General features: G+C 68.5%; 13 protein-coding genes, 1 pseudogene and 1 riboswitch. Of the genes and pseudogenes, 4 read left to right on the forward strand and 10 right to left on the reverse strand.

Translation table 11 applies throughout. From position 1 onward, the window contains the following. The first annotated feature begins 13 nt into the window (after positions 1–13). A complete protein-coding gene (locus tag KKR91_RS15065; protein WP_210227600.1) occupies positions 14–535 on the forward strand; it encodes a low molecular weight protein-tyrosine-phosphatase in 522 nt (173 codons plus the stop codon). Further along, on the forward strand, positions 536–2,710 hold the full coding sequence (gene pabB / locus KKR91_RS15070; RefSeq protein WP_210227598.1) for an aminodeoxychorismate synthase component I: 2,175 nt from the start codon (positions 536–538) through the stop codon (positions 2,708–2,710). Between the two features lie 8 nt (positions 2,711–2,718). Here the strand turns inward: pabB and cls are convergent, their stop codons facing one another. Continuing rightward, positions 2,719–4,194 (reverse strand): cardiolipin synthase, encoded by a 1,476-nt coding sequence (cls, locus tag KKR91_RS15075; protein WP_210227597.1) that lies wholly within the window; start codon positions 4,192–4,194, stop codon positions 2,719–2,721. A 72-nt stretch (positions 4,195–4,266) separates the two neighbouring features. Here cls and KKR91_RS15080 point away from each other — a divergent pair, with 72 nt between their 5' ends. Then, complete coding sequence (locus KKR91_RS15080; RefSeq protein WP_210227596.1) at positions 4,267–5,142, forward strand: aminodeoxychorismate lyase; 876 nt, start codon at positions 4,267–4,269, stop codon at positions 5,140–5,142. Positions 5,143–5,200: 58 nt separating this feature from the next. Here KKR91_RS15080 and KKR91_RS15085 read toward each other — a convergent pair whose 3' ends face one another. Genes KKR91_RS15085 through KKR91_RS15095 form a run of 3 tightly spaced genes read right to left on the reverse strand, consistent with a single transcriptional unit; the run spans position 5,201 to position 8,152 of the window. After that, the gene (locus KKR91_RS15085; protein WP_420481404.1) at positions 5,201–6,022 is read right to left on the reverse strand and encodes an energy-coupling factor transporter transmembrane component T family protein; all 822 of its coding nucleotides are present in this window, start codon (positions 6,020–6,022) and stop codon (positions 5,201–5,203) included. Between the two features lie 8 nt (positions 6,023–6,030). Continuing rightward, positions 6,031–7,539 carry an ABC transporter ATP-binding protein gene (locus tag KKR91_RS15090; protein WP_210227594.1) on the reverse strand — a complete coding sequence of 503 codons (1,509 nt, stop codon included), beginning with the start codon at positions 7,537–7,539 and terminating at the stop codon, positions 6,031–6,033. After that, a complete protein-coding gene (locus tag KKR91_RS15095) occupies positions 7,526–8,152 on the reverse strand; it encodes an ECF transporter S component (RefSeq protein WP_210227593.1) in 627 nt (208 codons plus the stop codon). The genes KKR91_RS15090 and KKR91_RS15095 overlap by 14 nt, the downstream gene beginning before the upstream one ends. Before the next feature lie 59 nt (positions 8,153–8,211). Then, positions 8,212–8,353, reverse strand: a riboswitch (TPP riboswitch). Between the two features lie 88 nt (positions 8,354–8,441). On the opposite strand from KKR91_RS15095, the gene KKR91_RS15100 reads away from it, so the two are divergent. Continuing rightward, positions 8,442–8,705, forward strand: coding sequence for a DUF4235 domain-containing protein (locus KKR91_RS15100; RefSeq protein WP_210227591.1), 264 nt, complete (start codon positions 8,442–8,444; stop codon positions 8,703–8,705). Positions 8,706–8,963: 258 nt separating this feature from the next. Here the strand turns inward: KKR91_RS15100 and mnhG are convergent. The 6 genes and pseudogenes from mnhG to KKR91_RS15130 all read right to left on the reverse strand — a co-directional run. Next, positions 8,964–9,293 (reverse strand): annotated as a pseudogene (gene mnhG, locus KKR91_RS17065) (monovalent cation/H(+) antiporter subunit G); the annotation flags it as partial. Positions 9,294–9,308: 15 nt separating this feature from the next. After that, positions 9,309–9,569 carry an MrpF/PhaF family protein gene (locus tag KKR91_RS15110; RefSeq protein ID WP_210227587.1) on the reverse strand — a complete coding sequence of 87 codons (261 nt, stop codon included), beginning with the start codon at positions 9,567–9,569 and terminating at the stop codon, positions 9,309–9,311. After that, positions 9,566–10,228: a Na+/H+ antiporter subunit E gene (locus KKR91_RS15115; protein WP_337925342.1), complete on the reverse strand. Its 663-nt coding sequence runs from the start codon at positions 10,226–10,228 to the stop codon at positions 9,566–9,568. Before KKR91_RS15115 ends, KKR91_RS15110 begins: the two co-directional genes overlap by 4 nt. Continuing rightward, the gene (locus tag KKR91_RS15120; RefSeq protein ID WP_210227586.1) at positions 10,225–11,835 is read right to left on the reverse strand and encodes a Na+/H+ antiporter subunit D; all 1,611 of its coding nucleotides are present in this window, start codon (positions 11,833–11,835) and stop codon (positions 10,225–10,227) included. The genes KKR91_RS15115 and KKR91_RS15120 overlap by 4 nt, the downstream gene beginning before the upstream one ends. Continuing rightward, on the reverse strand, positions 11,832–12,320 hold the full coding sequence (locus KKR91_RS15125) for a Na(+)/H(+) antiporter subunit C (RefSeq protein WP_210227585.1): 489 nt from the start codon (positions 12,318–12,320) through the stop codon (positions 11,832–11,834). The genes KKR91_RS15120 and KKR91_RS15125 overlap by 4 nt, the downstream gene beginning before the upstream one ends. Further along, positions 12,317–15,340 (reverse strand): Na+/H+ antiporter subunit A, encoded by a 3,024-nt coding sequence (locus KKR91_RS15130; protein ID WP_210227584.1) that lies wholly within the window; start codon positions 15,338–15,340, stop codon positions 12,317–12,319. The genes KKR91_RS15125 and KKR91_RS15130 overlap by 4 nt, the downstream gene beginning before the upstream one ends. Positions 15,341–15,410: the final 70 nt, after the last annotated feature.

Genomic DNA, 15,410 nt, shown 5'->3' on the forward strand with positions numbered 1-15,410 from the left:
ATAGGCTGGGGAGATGTACCGCATCAGTGCCGTCTGCACCGGCAACATCTGCCGCTCACCCATGGCCGAGTTCTGCCTGGTCCGCGCCTTCGAGAATGCGGGCCTGGGGACCGCCGTCGAGGTGACTTCCGCCGGCGTTACCGCCTGGGAAGCCGGCCGCCCCATGGACAACCGTGCCAAGAGCGAACTGCTCAACCACGGTTTTCCCGCGGCCAGCGTCGAGGCATTCCACGCCCGCGCCTTTGAGGCGGAAGAGTTTGCCCGCCTCGACCTGATTCTGGCCTTGGACAATGGGCACCTGCAGGAGCTGCAGGACCGGGCGCCCACTGAGGCTGACCGGGACAAGGTCCGCCTGATCCGCAGCTTCGATCCGGCCGCGGCCGGCGTGCCGCAGGAACAGCTGGGGATCGACGATCCCTGGTACGGAGACATGAGCGACTTCGATTCCTCCTACGCCCTGATTTCCGCCGCGGTGCCCGGGGTGGTGCAATACGTAGCTGCGGCCTTGGATTCACCCTCGGGCACCGCCCGCTAAATGAACCTCCCCTCCGCAGCCGCAACCGCTGCCGCTGCCCGGACCGCAGCCGCCACTTCCGCACTGCCCGTGCTCATCGCCGTCGACGGCTTTTCGGGCGCCGGAAAAACCACCCTCGCCATTGAGCTGGCGGCAGCACTGCGCGCCCACCACCGGGTCTCGCTGTTTCACCTGGAGGACATTTATCCCGGCTGGGACGGGTTGGCCGCCGGCATCGCGTACTACCGCAGCCATATTGCCGAACCGCTGGCCGCCGGCCGCCGGGCTACCTGGCAGGCCTGGGACTGGGAGGCGGGCCGCCCCGGGGAGGCCCGCAGCACCGAGCCGGCGGAGATCGTCATCCTGGAGGGCGTGGGCGCTTCCCATGCCGGGGTGCGGCACCTGCTCGACGTTGCAGTGTGGGTGCAGGCTCCGGAGCAGCTGCGCCGCGAGCAGGCGCTGGAGCGCGACGGCGAGACCTACGCCCCGCATTGGGAGCGCTGGGCCGCACAGGAACGGGCCTGGGCACAGGCGGACCCCGCGGCATCCCGCGCCGACCTGACCGTGAACCGGCAGCACCGGTACGGAACCCCGGGGGCTGCCGCCGGTTATGTCCTGCGCGCCCTGGCCGACCTGCAGCTGCCCCGGCTGCAGCCGTTGTGGCCGGGCGCCGGTCCCGGCACGCACACGGTGAAGGTGGAGCGGATCGATGCCTGGGCGGATCCGGCAGAGCTCTTTGCCGCACTGTACGCGGATGCGCCGCGTGCCGTCTGGCTGGACAGTTCCAGCGCCGCTGCCCCTGCCGCCACTGCCACCCCTGCCGCCCCCGCGGCCTTCCCTGCTTCCTCCGCCGGTGCCGCCCACATCGCCGAGCGCAGCCGGTTCAGCATCATGGCCGACGACGGCGGGGTGCGCGGCAGGTACGCCGAGCACCGCTCGGGGATGACCACCGTGGTGTCGGGGCCGGTCACGGCGTCGCGGCCCGGGCCGTTCTTCTCCTGGCTGGACGGGGAATGGGGCGCCTCCCGCGCCTTAGTCCCCGGAGATTATCCGTGTGGCTTCGCCCTGGGCTGGCTGGGCTTCCTCGGATATGAGCTCAAGCGCGAGACCGGCGGATCCGACATCGGACCCGCACCCGGCGCCGCACCTGACGCTGCGTTGATCTTCGCGGGCCGGGCCGTGGTGCTGGACCACCATCGCCGGTGCCTGTACGCGCTCACGCTGGCGGAAGCCGACGGCGGCTGGGTTGCCTCCGTGGCGGCCGCGGCGCGGGTGCTCTCCGCGGCGCAGACCGCCGATACGGACGCCGGACCTGGCCAGGAGCCTGGGCACGCGCTGCCCGTCCCGCAGTTCACCGTCCGGGACAACCGGGAATCCTATCTGGCCAAGGTCCGGGCCGCGCAGCGGGAAATCGCGGACGGGAACTCGTATGAAGTCTGCCTGACCACCTCCCTCACCGCCCGGCTGCCGGCACCCTTGGATCGTCCCGGGGTCCTCGCGCTGTACCGCGCCCTGCGCCGGCGCAGCCCGGCACCGTTCGCCTCCCTGCTCCGCTTTGATGGTTACAGCCTGGCCGGAACCTCCCCGGAGCGGTTCCTGGCTCTGGACGATGCCGGCCGGATGCGGGCCGAACCCATCAAGGGGACCCGTCCGCGCGGAGCAGGCCCGGTGGAGGACCGCGCGCTCGAAGCGGAACTGACCTCCTCGGTGAAAGACCGTGCGGAAAACGTCATGATCGTGGACCTGTTGCGCAACGACCTGTCCCGGTCGGCGGTCCCGGGCTCCGTGACCGTCCCCCGGCTGTGCGTGGTGGAAAGCTACGCCACCGTGCACCAGCTGGTCAGCACGGTCGACGCGCAGCTGGCTCCCTCTGCCTCCCGGGCTGAGGCCATCGCCGCGGCTTTCCCGCCCGGCTCGATGACCGGTGCCCCCAAGATCAGCACCATGGCGATCCTCGAGACGTTGGAGGGCGCAGCGCGCGGCCCCTACTCCGGCGTCGCCGGCTGGTTCTCGCTGACGGGAGCCGCAGATCTTTCCGTGGTGATCCGCACCCTGGAAATCCGGGACGGGGAACTGGTCCTGGGCGTGGGCGGAGCCGTCACTGCCGGCTCGGACCCCGGGCAGGAGTGGGAGGAAGTACGGGCGAAGGCCTGCGGCGTGCTCAGCGCGCTGGGCGCCACGTTCCCGCAGGAGTGACTAACTGGCTACTGCAGGGTGGCGGTGAGACGGCAGACGTTGTCGATGTAGCGCTGCGCCACCGGCCGGCCCACCCAGTCCGCGAGCAGCAGCTCCCGTGACATCGCCCGGTAGGTGTCTTCGAGCCGCCGCATGTCGGCCACGATACTGCCGTCGAACATCATCATGGACACTTCCAGGTTCAGGGAGAAGGAGCGCATATCCATGTTCGAGGAGCCGAGCACCGCCACCTCGTTGTCGATGGTGAAATGCTTGGCATGCAGCACCAGCGGTTTGGGATACAGGTAGATCCGGATGCCCGCCTCGAGCAGCGCCTCGTAATAGGACCGCTGGGCATGGTGTACCAGGAACTGGTCGCCCTTCTCGGAGACAAAGAGCTCCACCTCAACGCCGCGCTGGGCCGCCGTCGTAATGGCATAGAGCAGCGAATCGTCCGGCACGAAGTACGGGCTGGTGATGGAAATCCGCTCCGACGCCGAGTAGATCAGGGAGGTGAACAGGCGCAGGTTGTTCTCCGTGGTGAAACCCGGCCCGCTGGGCACCACTTGGCAGGTCACGTCGCCCGGATGGTTGTGCCACTCGTACAGGCTCAGTTCCCGTTCCAGATTTTCGTCGGTCTCGGCATTCCAGTCCGTGGCGAACACCACGTTGATTTCATCCACGACCGGTCCTTCGACCCGGGCCATGAGCTCCACCCATTTGCGGCCCATTGTCCGGTTGCGCGGCTTCCGGTAGGAGGGCTCCACCAGGTTCTGCGACCCGGTGAAGGCCACGTTTCCATCGACCACCAGGATTTTGCGGTGGTTGCGCAGGTCCGGCCGGCGCCATTGGCCGCGCAACGGCAGGATCGGCAGCATGCGGCGCCACTGGATCTCGCTGCTGCGCAGCTCCCGCAGCAGCCGGCGGTAGCCCTTCACGCGCAGGGTGCCGATGTGGTCGAAGAGCAGGCGCACCCGGACTCCGCGGGCGGCGGCGTCCTTGAGCGCCTCGAAAAAGTCATGGGTCACGCCGTCGTAGCTCATGATGTAGAACTCGACGTGCACGTAATGCCGGGCGCCCCTGACAACCTCGGTCATTTCGCGGATGGACTCCTCGTAGTCCCGCTGCAGCTGCACCTTGTTTCCGTCCAGGCTGGGGAACGAGCCCAGCCGGCGGTTCAGCTCAGTGGCTGAGACAACCCATTCCGGGCCGGAATACGAGCTGCCCTCGGCCTCCAGCTCCCGGGTGTTTTCGCGCACCGCCCGGTTGATTTCGGCCTGCCGCCTGGCCCGGCGTCCGGAGAACCGGAAGTTGCCGAAGAGCAGGAACAGCATGATCCCCGGCACCGGCAGGAAGAAGATGCCCAGCAGCCAGGCCATGGCCGTGGTGGGGCGCCGGTTGCCCGGAACAATTCCCAGGGCCACGATCCGGATCACGTAGTCGAGCACTGTCAGGGCCGTGCCGATCCAGAAGGGCAGCGCCGATCCCGTTAATGCCACCCACACACGATGCTCCTATCAGCCGGCTTGTCCCCCTCAATAGCCTAGTCTGCCCGGAGGGCAAACTAGGCTGGGCATATGACTGTTCTGGTATTCCTGGACCCCCGCCACCCCGAAGGCCGCATTGCAGATGCCGCCGCCCCTGCCCTCCTCGCGACGGACCTCGGGGCGACCCGCGGCGACGGCGTTTTCGAATCGATGCTGGCCGTGGGCGGGCAGCCGCGCAAAATGGGCGCGCATCTGGACCGTTTGGCGGCCTCCGCGCACACCCTCGAGCTCGACTCCCCGGACCGCGGGGCCTGGGAGCGCGCCGTCGCCACGGCACTGTCCGAGCACCTGCTCCGTGCAGGGACGGGCGAGGCCGTGGTGAAACTGCTGCTGACCCGCGGCGCGGAAGGCTCCGATGCCCCCACCGCCTGGGTTTCGGTCTCCCCCGTTCCGGCCGGGGCGCGGGAACGCTCCAGCCAGGGCCTCGCCGTCGTGCTCCTTGACCGGGGCTACGACAGCACGCTGGCCGAGCGGGCGCCGTGGCTGCTGCTAGGCGCCAAGACCCTCTCCTACGCCGTCAATATGGCGGCCCTGCGTTATGCCAAGGCCAACGGCGCCGACGACGCGATCTTCACCTCCTCCGACGGCAAAGTCCTGGAGGGCCCCACGTCCACGGTGATCCTGGCGGTCGAGGAGGACGGCGTGAAGACCCTGCTGACTCCCGAGCTGGAAAGCGGGATCCTGCCCGGCACCACGCAGCGCGCCCTGTTCGACGCCGCCGAAGCCGCGGGCTGGGCGCTCGGTTACGGGCCGCTGGAGCCCGTGCACCTGATGGAGGCCGACGCCGTGTGGCTGGTTTCCAGCATCCGCCTCCTTGCGCCGGTCACCTCGATCGACGGCACTCCGATCAGCTCCTCCCCCGCGCTGACCGAGGAGCTTACGGCGCTGCTGCACGAGGCCCTCTAAGCGGTCAGATCTGTGCAGCCGGTCAGGTCAGTGCAGCCGGTCAGGTCGGTGCAGCCGGTCAGGTCAGGATGAAGTTGAAGGTGCCGGCCGCTGCCGCAGCTGCCAGTGCGGCGGCGGCCAGCACCACCCCGTAGAGGGTGATCCAGGCATCGAGTGCGGTGAAAACCGAGGTCCGCGCCCAGGTCCGGGCGCCGTTGCCGAAGCCCCGGGCCTCCATTGCCGCTGCCAGCCGGGTGGCCCGCCGGACGGCCTGGACCAGCAGCACCACAGCCTGGCCGCCGAAGGACCGCACCCGGGCCAGGGCCCCGGCGTCGGCACCGACACCTCGTGCCCGCCGGGCCATGCCCAGGCTTTGCCACTCGGACACCAGCAGGCCCACCAGGCGCATGGCAGCCAGGGCCCCGAGGACAAACCGCTGGGGCAGGCGCAGCTTCTGCGCGAGGGCATCCGCGAGGTCGGTGGGATCGGTGGACAGCAGCAGATAGATCCCGGGCAGGGCGATTGCCAGCCCGCGCAGCCCAATCGCTATTCCGGCTCCCACCGAGTCTGTGGTGAACAGCAGCGGGCCGGCGTCCAGCAGCACGCTGCCGGTCTTTTCCGCCAGCAATGCCGTGCCCCAGGCTCCGATCAGCGCCGCGATGACCAGGGGCCAGACACGTTTGAACAGGGCCAGCGGGGAGATCCTCAACAGCGGCAGCAGCACCAGCTCTCCGGCCAGCACAACGGCTGAGCTGACCCAGTCCACGGTCAGGAGCACGGCCACGGTCAGGGCCAGCGCCGCAGCCACCTTCGACAGTGGATTGGCGCGTTCCAGCAGGGTTCCCGCCGGCCGGGCGGAAGGATTGCGCAGGTCCGCCGCGCCGTTCATGCCAGTGCTCACGCCTGCCCTCATGCCACCGCTCCGGCCAGGGCGGTGCCGTGCTCCACGCGCAGGAGGTTTCCGCCCAGCGCGGCCAGGAATTCGGCGTCATGAGTCACCGAGACCACCGCCTTGCCCTCGGCCAGCAGGGAGCGGAGCAGGCCCACCAGTTCGGCCCAGGTATTGGCGTCCTGCCCGAAGGTGGGTTCGTCCAGGAGCAGGATGTCCGGTTCCGTGGCGATCATGGTGGCAACCGACAGGCGGCGCTTCTCCCCGCCGGAGAGCGTGAAGGGGTTGGCGTCCAGCAGGGCGGTAAGCCGCAGCCGTTCGGCCAGGGCCTGGACCAGGCCGGCGATGTCCGTTTCGGACCGGTGCCCGGTGCGCCGCGGGCCGAACGCCAGCTCGTCGTGCACCGTCGGGGCCAGGAACTGGTGCTCTGGTTCCTGGAAGACGGTCCCGATCCGGGTCACCAGGTCGGTGGACTTCCAGCGCCACGGCGCGGTGCCGGCGCGCCCGGCCAGCGCCGGTGCCGCCTGCAGGGTTCCGGCCGCGGGTTTCAGCAGTCCGCCCAGGGTCAGGGCCAGCGTCGATTTCCCGGCCCCGTTGGGGCCGGTGATGCCCAGCGCGCTTCCGGCGCGCAGCTCCAGATCCACTCCGCGCAGCACAGCAGGTGCTTTGGGCCGCCCGGCGCTGAGGCCGAGTGCTTCAAGCAACGGCGCTCCGGGGGAACCCGGGGCCGGCCCGGCCACGTCGGGGGCGGCTCCGGGCAGCCACACCCCGGCTGCGGCGAGCCGGGCGCGGGTTCCGGGGTCGGAAAGCACCTGGCCGGGCGGCCCGTCGGCCAGGATTCCGCCGCCGGCCGCGAGGACCACCACGCGGTCCACCACGTCCGCCCAGACGGCCACCCGGTGCTCCACCACAATCAGGGTTGCGCCGGTTCGGGCCAGTACGCGTTCGACGGCGGCCCGCACCTCGGTCACGCCGTCGGGGTCAAGGTTCGCCGTGGGCTCATCAAGCAGCAGCAGGCCCGGGCGCATCGCCAGCACCGAGGCCAGGGCCAGGCGCTGCTTCTGGCCGCCGGAAAGTGCGGCAGTGGAATGGTGCAGCGGCACCGCCAGGCCGACGTCGTCCAGGGACGTCCGGACCCGTTCCCAGATCTCCTGCGGCGGAACGCGGAGGTTCTCCGCGCCGAAGGCCACCTCGTCCCCCACCCGGGAGAGCACCAGTTGCGAATCGGGGTCCTGCAGCACCAGCCCGGCTCGGCCGTGCGCCTGCAGCGGGTCAACCCCGTCCAGGGTCAGGCTGCCATGCTGCTCGCCGGCGGCATCGGGGCCGGAACCTTCGCCGAGGACTCCGGCCAGGGCGTGCAGCAGCGTGGATTTGCCCGCTCCGGAGGCACCGAGCAGCAGTACCTTTTCGCCGGCCGCGATGTCCAGGGTCAGCGAGGAGAGCGCCGGACTGCGCCGGCCGGCGTGCCGCCAGCTGAAATCCCGGGCGCTGACGGCTACCGGAGCGGAGACGGTACTAGGCCCGGGCATCGGAGCGCACGTCCGCTGCCCGCCCGGAGGCGAAAGGGGCCAGCACACCGGTACGCGCCAATGCCCGGGCGGCCAGCCAGGAGCCGAGGCCGGCTATGACGGCACCCGAAACGGCGGCGAACACTGTGTACAGTGCCTGCCACTGCAGGGCCCATTCCGGCTTGTAGAGGATGCTCTCGCTGGCGCCGAGGAAAAGGCCCGAGACCAGGCCGGCCAGCAGCGCCACCGGCAGGGTGTACCGGAGGTAGAGGAAGGCCAGGAATACCAGCTCGGCGCCCAGGCCCTGGAGGAACCCGGAGAGCAGCACGGAGAGGCCGAACTGGGTGCCCAGGACGCCGGAGACGGCCGAGGCGAGGACCTCGCAGTAAATGGCAGCGCCGGGTTTGCGGATGATCAACGCCCCGAGCACGCCGGCGATCAGCCAGCCGCCGGTGTAGAGGCCGCCCAGCGGGGGGAAGGCCAGGAACAGGGCTTCCACTCCCCCGTAGGCCAATGACCAGGCCCAGAAGATAACGCCGACGGCCACGGCCAGGACTGAGGCGACCACAATGTCCACCACCCGCCACGGGCGGCGCAGGGAGGTGGGCCGGGCCTTTGAAATGTGCTGCTTCATGAAAAAATCCTCCTGAGGTACAGGAGGGGAGGGGCTGGCCGTGGCGGTGTGCCACGGTGCCCCGTGAGATCTCGACTCCCTAGCGCCGGTACTAACCGGATCAGGTTCGAGGGTCTGCGGATGTCCGCACTCTCAGCGCCGGATGCCTCCCGCTGCGGGCCGAAGCCAGCGCGGGGAAGCGGCGCTCCCCTGTCGTGTGTTTTGCGCTCCCCACTCTACACACCGAAGGCACGCCTTTGGGAGGGTCCGGCGGTAGGGTTGGGGAAAAGCCCAATCGCTAGGAGCCTCCATGAACCTGATCCTCAAACTGCTCGCTACCGGTGTCAGCATCGGCGCCGGCCTGCTGTCCGCAAAAGTCCTGGACTTCGTCTGGACGCGAGTCACGGGCAACGAACCGCCCCGGGACAACGACGGCGTCCTGGACGTCAGCCTGCGCACCGCCGTGATCTTCGCCGTCGTCTCCGGTGCGGTCAGCCAGGGTATCCGGGTGCTGACCACGCGCGGCACGCAGCGCGCCATCGAGCGCTACAAGAAGACCCCCGAGGTCGTCTAGCCGCCGCAGCTTCGTTTTACCGCAGGGCGCTCAGCCCTCGGGACTGTGTCCCGGGTGGCGGGCGCCCTGATGTGTCTGGGCTTCGGCTCCGGACACAACCCCGGGTCGCGCCTCGGGGGTTTCCGCGGGCGCCGCGGGTACGGCGTCGTCGTCCAACGAACCTGCCGCGGGATGCGCGCCGGGATCATCATCCACCAGCGGGTCCTCTTTAACGGCAGCGGCCGTGGTTCCGGTCTTGGCCTGCCGCAGCAGTTCCTGGGCCCGGCCGACGACGTCGTCCAGCTCGTCGATGGTGAGCAGCTCCGGGCGCAGGTGCTTGGTCCGGTAGCCGGCCCGGCCGATCATGTGGGCGGACACCGGCGCGGTGAGGATCATGAACAGCCAGCACACAGCCAGCACCGGCAGCAGCGCCCAGCTTTCGAACTGCACCGCCATCGCCATCAGGAACAGCAGCAGGCCCAGCACCTGCGGCTTGGACGCGGCATGCATACGGCTCATCAGGTCGGGGAACCGGATCAGGCCGATCGCCGCGGCCAGGGACATCAAGGCCCCGCCCACCATCAGGATTCCAACAATCAGGTCATTCAGTTCCTGGCTCACGGGCTACCTCCTGTCCGTAACGAAGCGGGCAACGGTCACGGAGCCGATGAACCCGATGAGGGAAATAGACACCAGGAGCGCCAGGTAGTTCAGGTTGCGGTTCACGATCATGTCGGTGGCCAGGGCCGCGCCCACAATGGTCAGCAGCACGTCGGCAGCCAGGACCCGGTCCAGGATGGACGGTCCGCGGGCGATGCGGAAGATGGCTCCGGCCGCTGCCAGGGCCAGCATGACGGCCACAATGACCACGAAGATATCCATCATGCGGAGCCTCCCTTGCGGCTGGTTGCGGTGTTCCCGGGCCCTGGTGTCGTTGTCCCTGGTGTCGTTCCGGTACCGTCTGCCGGCTTCCGGCGGGCCAGGGCCTGCTCGGCCTTGAGCACCTCGAGGTCTTCGCGGGTGCCGATGGTCCGGATCAGCCAGGACTCGGTGTCCCGGACATCCTTGCGGACCCGGTCCGCCTGCTCCGGGGTTGAGACGTTCAGGCAGTGCAGGTACAGGGTGGAAGTGGAGCGGTCCACCTCAACCACCAGGGAGCCGGGAATCAGCGAAAGGGAGTGTCCGGTGGCAGTGACCAGCAGGTCCGAGTGGCTGCGCAGCTTCACCCCCACTACGGCGTTCTTGATGTTCGGCCCCTTGGCGAGCGAGAGCCACAGCACCTCGAAGCTGGCCTGGACCAGCTTGTAGAAGAACCGGACCGCGAAGCCCAGGGCGTAGAGCGGATTGAACCGGCCGCTGAGCTCCACCGGGGGCAGGTAGAAGATATTGGCCACGATGAAGGCAATGACGGCCCCGAAGATCAGGTTGCCGGCGCTGAAGTCCTGCCAAAGGGCGCCCCAGAGGAACACCAGCCAGATCAGCAGCGGGATTTCCTTGAGCAGCGGGACGCGGGGCCGGTTGCGCATTTGTGCCTTGCGGGTCATTGGCCTGCCCCCTCTCCGAGGACTGCTTCAATGTACGGGGTGCGGTCCACCAGGTCCTGCGCCGCGTTGTCGCTCAGCGAGAACAGCGGGCCGGCCAGGACGGTCAGCGAGACACCCAGGGCCACGAGCCCCACCGTTGGGTACACCATGGTGCGCGGCAGCAGGTCCACGGCGTCGCGGCCGGCGAACTTGCCGGTGGACTTTTCGTTGACGTCGCCGGAGTGGCGCAGCGAGGAACCGTCGGTGCCGGTCGCCAGCAGGATCGGATCCGGATGCACGGCGTCTTCCGGGGTCCGCCAGAAGGCGCGGTTCCAGACCCGGGCCATCACCAGCAGGGTCAGCAGGCTGGTCACCACGCTGGCTCCCACGAGGACGAAAGCCAGCGGTGTCCCGAGGTCCACGCCGGCCTCCATGAGCCCGAGTTTCCCGAGGAAGCCGGAGAACGGCGGGATGCCCGCGAGGTTGATCGCGGGGATGAAGTAGAGGACGCCAAGCAGCGGGGAGAGTTTGGCCAGCCCGCCCAAGCGGTCCATGTTCGCGGTCCCGCCCCGCCGTTCAATCAGGCCGGTGACCAGGAACAGGGAAGTCTGGACCGTAATGTGGTGGACCACGTAGAACACCGCTGACCCGATGCCCACCACCGAGCCGACCGCCAGCCCGAAGACCATGTAGCCGATGTGGCTTACCAGGGTGAAGGAGAGCATTCGCTTGATGTCGGTCTGTGCCAGCGCACCGAGGATGCCCACCAGCATGGTCAGCCCCGCCACCACCATCAGCAGGGTGTTGATCCGGTCGCCGGGGAAGAGCAGGGTTTCGGTGCGGACCATGGCGTAGACGCCAACCTTGGTCAGCAGGCCGGCGAACACCGCGGTGACCGGAGCCGGCGCCGTCGGGTAGGAGTCGGGGAGCCAGAAGGACAGTGGGAAAACGGCAGCCTTGATCCCGAAGGCCACCAGCAGCATCAGGTGCAGCATCAGCTGGGTGCCCTGGTCCAGGTCGGCCAGTTTCACGGCCAGGTCAGCCATGTTCACCGTGCCGGTGGCTGCGTAGATCATCGCAATGGTGATCAGGAACAGCAGCGAGGAGACCACGCTGACGACGACGTAGGTGACGCCGGCGCGGATGCGCGGGGTGGTTCCGCCGAGGGTCATCAGCACGTAGCTGGCCGTGAGCAGGATTTCGAACCCGACATAGAGGTTGAAGAGGTCCCCGGCGAGGAAGGCGTTGGACACTCCTGCCACCAGGATCAGGTAGGTCGGGTGGAAGATCGAGATCGGCCCGTCTTCGTCGCCGTCGGTCATGCCCTGCCCTGCGGCGTAGATGAGGACCGCCAGGCTCACGGCCGAGGAAACCACCAGCATCAGGGCCGAGAATTGGTCCACCACCATGGTGATGCCCACCGGCGGCAGCCAGCCGCCCAGGTTCACGGCCTGCGCGCCGGTCTCCCAGACGGCGAACAGCAGGAACACCTCGAGGATCAGCGTCACGGACAGGATGCTGATGCTGATGACACGCTGGGCGCGTGTGTGCCGGATCAGGATGAAGGCCAGGGCGGCGCCGAAGAACGGCAGGACCACGGCCAGCGGGGCCAGACTTATGGTGTTCATTCCTTGGCCTCCGGGCTGGTGCTCTGACCGGTGGCACGCAGGGAACCCGGCGCCTCTTCAGCCTCTTCGGGCGGTGTGAATTCGGTAGTGTCCTCGGGGACGTCGGCGTCGTCTTCCGCGTCGAAGCTGCTCTGGCTTGCCACGCGGCGGTCTTCGATATCGTCTTGGACCTCGTCCTGGCGGCTCAGCACCCAGGAGCGGTAGATGATGCCCAGCATGAACGCGGTCACCGAGAAGGAAATCACGATCGACGTCAGGATAAAGGCCTGCGGCAGCGGATCGTTGTAGTCCTCCGCCGCGATGCCCGGGTTGAACAGCGGAGCCAGGCCCTGGAAGCCGCCGGTGGAGAGCAGCAGGATGTTCGTGGCGTTGGTGAGCATGGTCAGTCCCAGCACCACGCGCGTCAGGCTGCGCTCGAGGAGCAGGTAGATGCCGCAGGCGTATAACGCGCCCATGATGACCATGAAGGTGATGTTGACGCTCATCGGGACACCTCCTCCTCTTCTTCTTCTCGTTCTTCGGTGGCGGGGACTTCGGGTTCGGGTTCCACCAGCTCCGCCTCGGGAGCGGAGCCACCCTCGCTGCGTTCGTCGATTTCAGAGCCCAGGCTGCGCAGGACATCCAGGACCAGCCCCACCACCACCAGGTACACGCCGATGTCGAAAATGGTGGAGGTGACGAACTTGATCTCGCCGAAGACAGGCCAGGTGAACTTGATGATGGCGCTTTGCAGGATCTGTCCGCCGAAGGCCAGCGGTGCAGCTGCTGACAGTCCGGCCAGGCCCAGCCCGCCGCCGAGCAGCAGGCCGGCGCTGACCGGGCTGGCCTCGGCCAGTTCGAAGCGGCCGCCGGCGAGATAGCGGATGGTCAGGGCGAGCCCTGCCATCAGCCCGCCGGCGAACCCGCCGCCGGGCAGGTTGTGCCCGGCCAGCAACAGGTAGATCGAGAACATGATCACCGAGTGGAACAGCAGGCGGGTGACCACCTCGAAGATGATGGAGCGCCGTTCCGGGGCCAGGGTGCGCCCGGCCACCAGCCACGCGTCTCGGCTGACGCTGGAGAACTTGCGGGCCATCGCCAGCGTGGCCTCCTGCCGGCCCGAGGCTGCGAAATACTCGCGCCCGCGGTCCACGGAGCCGGTGGCCACGTTCTCCGCGCGGCGCCGCTTGTCGCCGCGGCCGCGCACGAAGATCAGGGAGGCAACACCGGTGGCGGCCATGGCCAGCACCGAGATCTCGCCGAAGGTGTCCCACGCCCGGATGTCGACGAGGGTGACGTTGACGATGTTGGCACCGCCGCCCACCTCGTAGGCCAGGTTCGGGAAAGCCAGCGAAATGGGTTCGGCAACGCGTGAGGCCATGGCCGTCATGGCGATGACCACCATGGCGGTACCGAAGCCGATCCCCAGCAGCGCCCGCAGCAGGCGGTGCCCGGAGGGTTCCCGCTTCCACAGCCGGGCCGGCAGCGACCGCAGGGCAAGCACAAACGCGACCAGCACAATGGTTTCCACCAGCATCTGGGTCAGCGCCAGGTCCGGGGCTCCCTGCAGGGCGAAGATCAGGGCAATACCGTAGCCGGTCACGCTGACCATCAGCACGGCCAGGAAGCGCTTGTTGGCCCGGGCCGCGGCCACGGCGCCGAGGATGATGCCAACCCCGATGACTGCCTGCAGCGGCGAGTCGAACCAGTGGAACTGCTCGGGCAGGGGCGCGCCGACCACGACCAGGGCGGTCAGCGGGGTTATCACCGCCACCGTCAGGATGACGAACAGGTAGAACATCAGCGAACCGCGCTGCGTGCGCCCGGTGACCCAAACGGCGACGTCGTCGAGCACGCCCACAATGCCGCGGTAGGAACGTTCGGCGTCCAGCGGAGCGGTGAAACGTGCCTGCAGGCGTTCCACCCGCACCCGCTGCCAGAACAGCGCCAGCCCGGCGGCGATGGTGATAGCCGTGAGCAGCAGCGCGGTGGTGAAGCCGTGCCACAGCGCCAGGTGGGTGGGCTCGCCGTCGGCCGGGAACAGGCCCGCATAGGAGACGATCGCCGCATCCAGCGGCGCCGGCCAGAGGCCGAAGAGCACAGTGGCCACAGCAAGGATGGCCGGGGCGGTGAGGAAGGCCGCCGGAACCGGCTTGAAGGCGGTGGGCTCGCTGCCGGTCTTGCCCGCGAAGCCGCCCCAGACAAACCGGGCACTGTAGGCCAGGGTGAGGATGGAGCCGATGACGACGCCGGCCAGCAGGACCGCTGCGGCAACCGTGCCCTCGTGCTCGGCGTAGTGGACGAACGTCTCGTAGACCGATTCCTTCGCCACGAAGCCCAGCAGCGGCGGGATCCCGGCCATCGAGGCGGCGCCGATCACGGCCACGGCGCAGAGCAGCGGGGCCCGGCGGTAGATGCCGGAGAGCTTGCGCAGGTCGCGGGTGCCGGACTGGTGGTCGATGATGCCGACCACCAGGAACAGTGTGGCCTTGAAGAAGCCGTGGGCCAGCAGCAGGCCAAGCCCGGCCACTGCCGCTTCCCGGTTGCCCAGTCCCACGACCAGGGTCAGGAAGCCGAGCTGGCTCACCGTGCCGTAGGCCAGGATCAGCTTCAGGTCGTACTGGCGCAGGGCCCGCCAGCCGCCCAGCAGCATGGTGGACAGGCCCAGGACCAGCACGACGGCGTGCCAGTAGGTGGAGTCGGAGAAGCCGGGGGCCAGCCGGGCGATGAGATAGATGCCGGCTTTGACCATGGCTGCGGCATGCAGGTACGCGCTGACCGGTGTGGGTGCGGCCATGGCTGCCGGCAGCCAGAAGTGGAACGGCAGCAGCGCTGACTTGGAAACCGCGCCGAGCAGCATCAGCACAACCGCGACATCGACCATCGTGCCGCGGGAGACCAGGTCCGGCGCCATCGCCAGGATGGCGGAAATGCGGAATGTCCCCGCTGCCTCCCCCAGCATGATCATTCCCACCAGCATCGCCAGCCCGCCGAAGGTGGTGACGATGAGCGCCTGCAGGGCGGCGCGGCGGGCCGAGAGCCGGTGCGCCGAATAACCGATCAGCAGGTAGGACAGGATGGTGGTCAGTTCCCAGAAGATGAACAGCAGGATCAGGTCATCTGCGGTCACCAGCCCGAACATCGCCGCGGCAAAGGCCAGCAGCTGGGAGCCGAAGGCGCCCATCTGGGCATCGCCGGGACGGAAATAGCGGGCGCAATAGAAGAGGACCAGCGAGCCGACGCCAAGGATCAGGATCGACAGGACCGCGGCCAGCGTGTCCATCCGGAACGCGAGCTCCACCTGGAGGTCGGGGATCCAGGGGATAATGACCGACGGCGGGGCGTTGGGAGCGCCCGAGGCCAGTGTCTGGTCGGCGCCGGTGTAGCGGTCGAACGTGAGCAGCAGCCAGATGAAGGCCGCGGCGGGAACGGCGGCAAGGATGTAGAAGGCCGACCGGCCGAACCTGCGGAACAATAAGGGCGCCACCAATGCCACCGTAAACAAAACGGTGAGCACAAATAGCACTAGATCTCCCGAGCTTTTTTGACTGTCTTCCAGCCGCAGATACGGCTGTAGTTATCAAGGTGGTGGTCAG

The sequence above is a fragment of the Arthrobacter jiangjiafuii genome (assembly GCF_018622995.1).
Taxonomy (GTDB): Bacteria; Actinomycetota; Actinomycetes; order Actinomycetales; family Micrococcaceae; genus Arthrobacter_B; species Arthrobacter_B jiangjiafuii.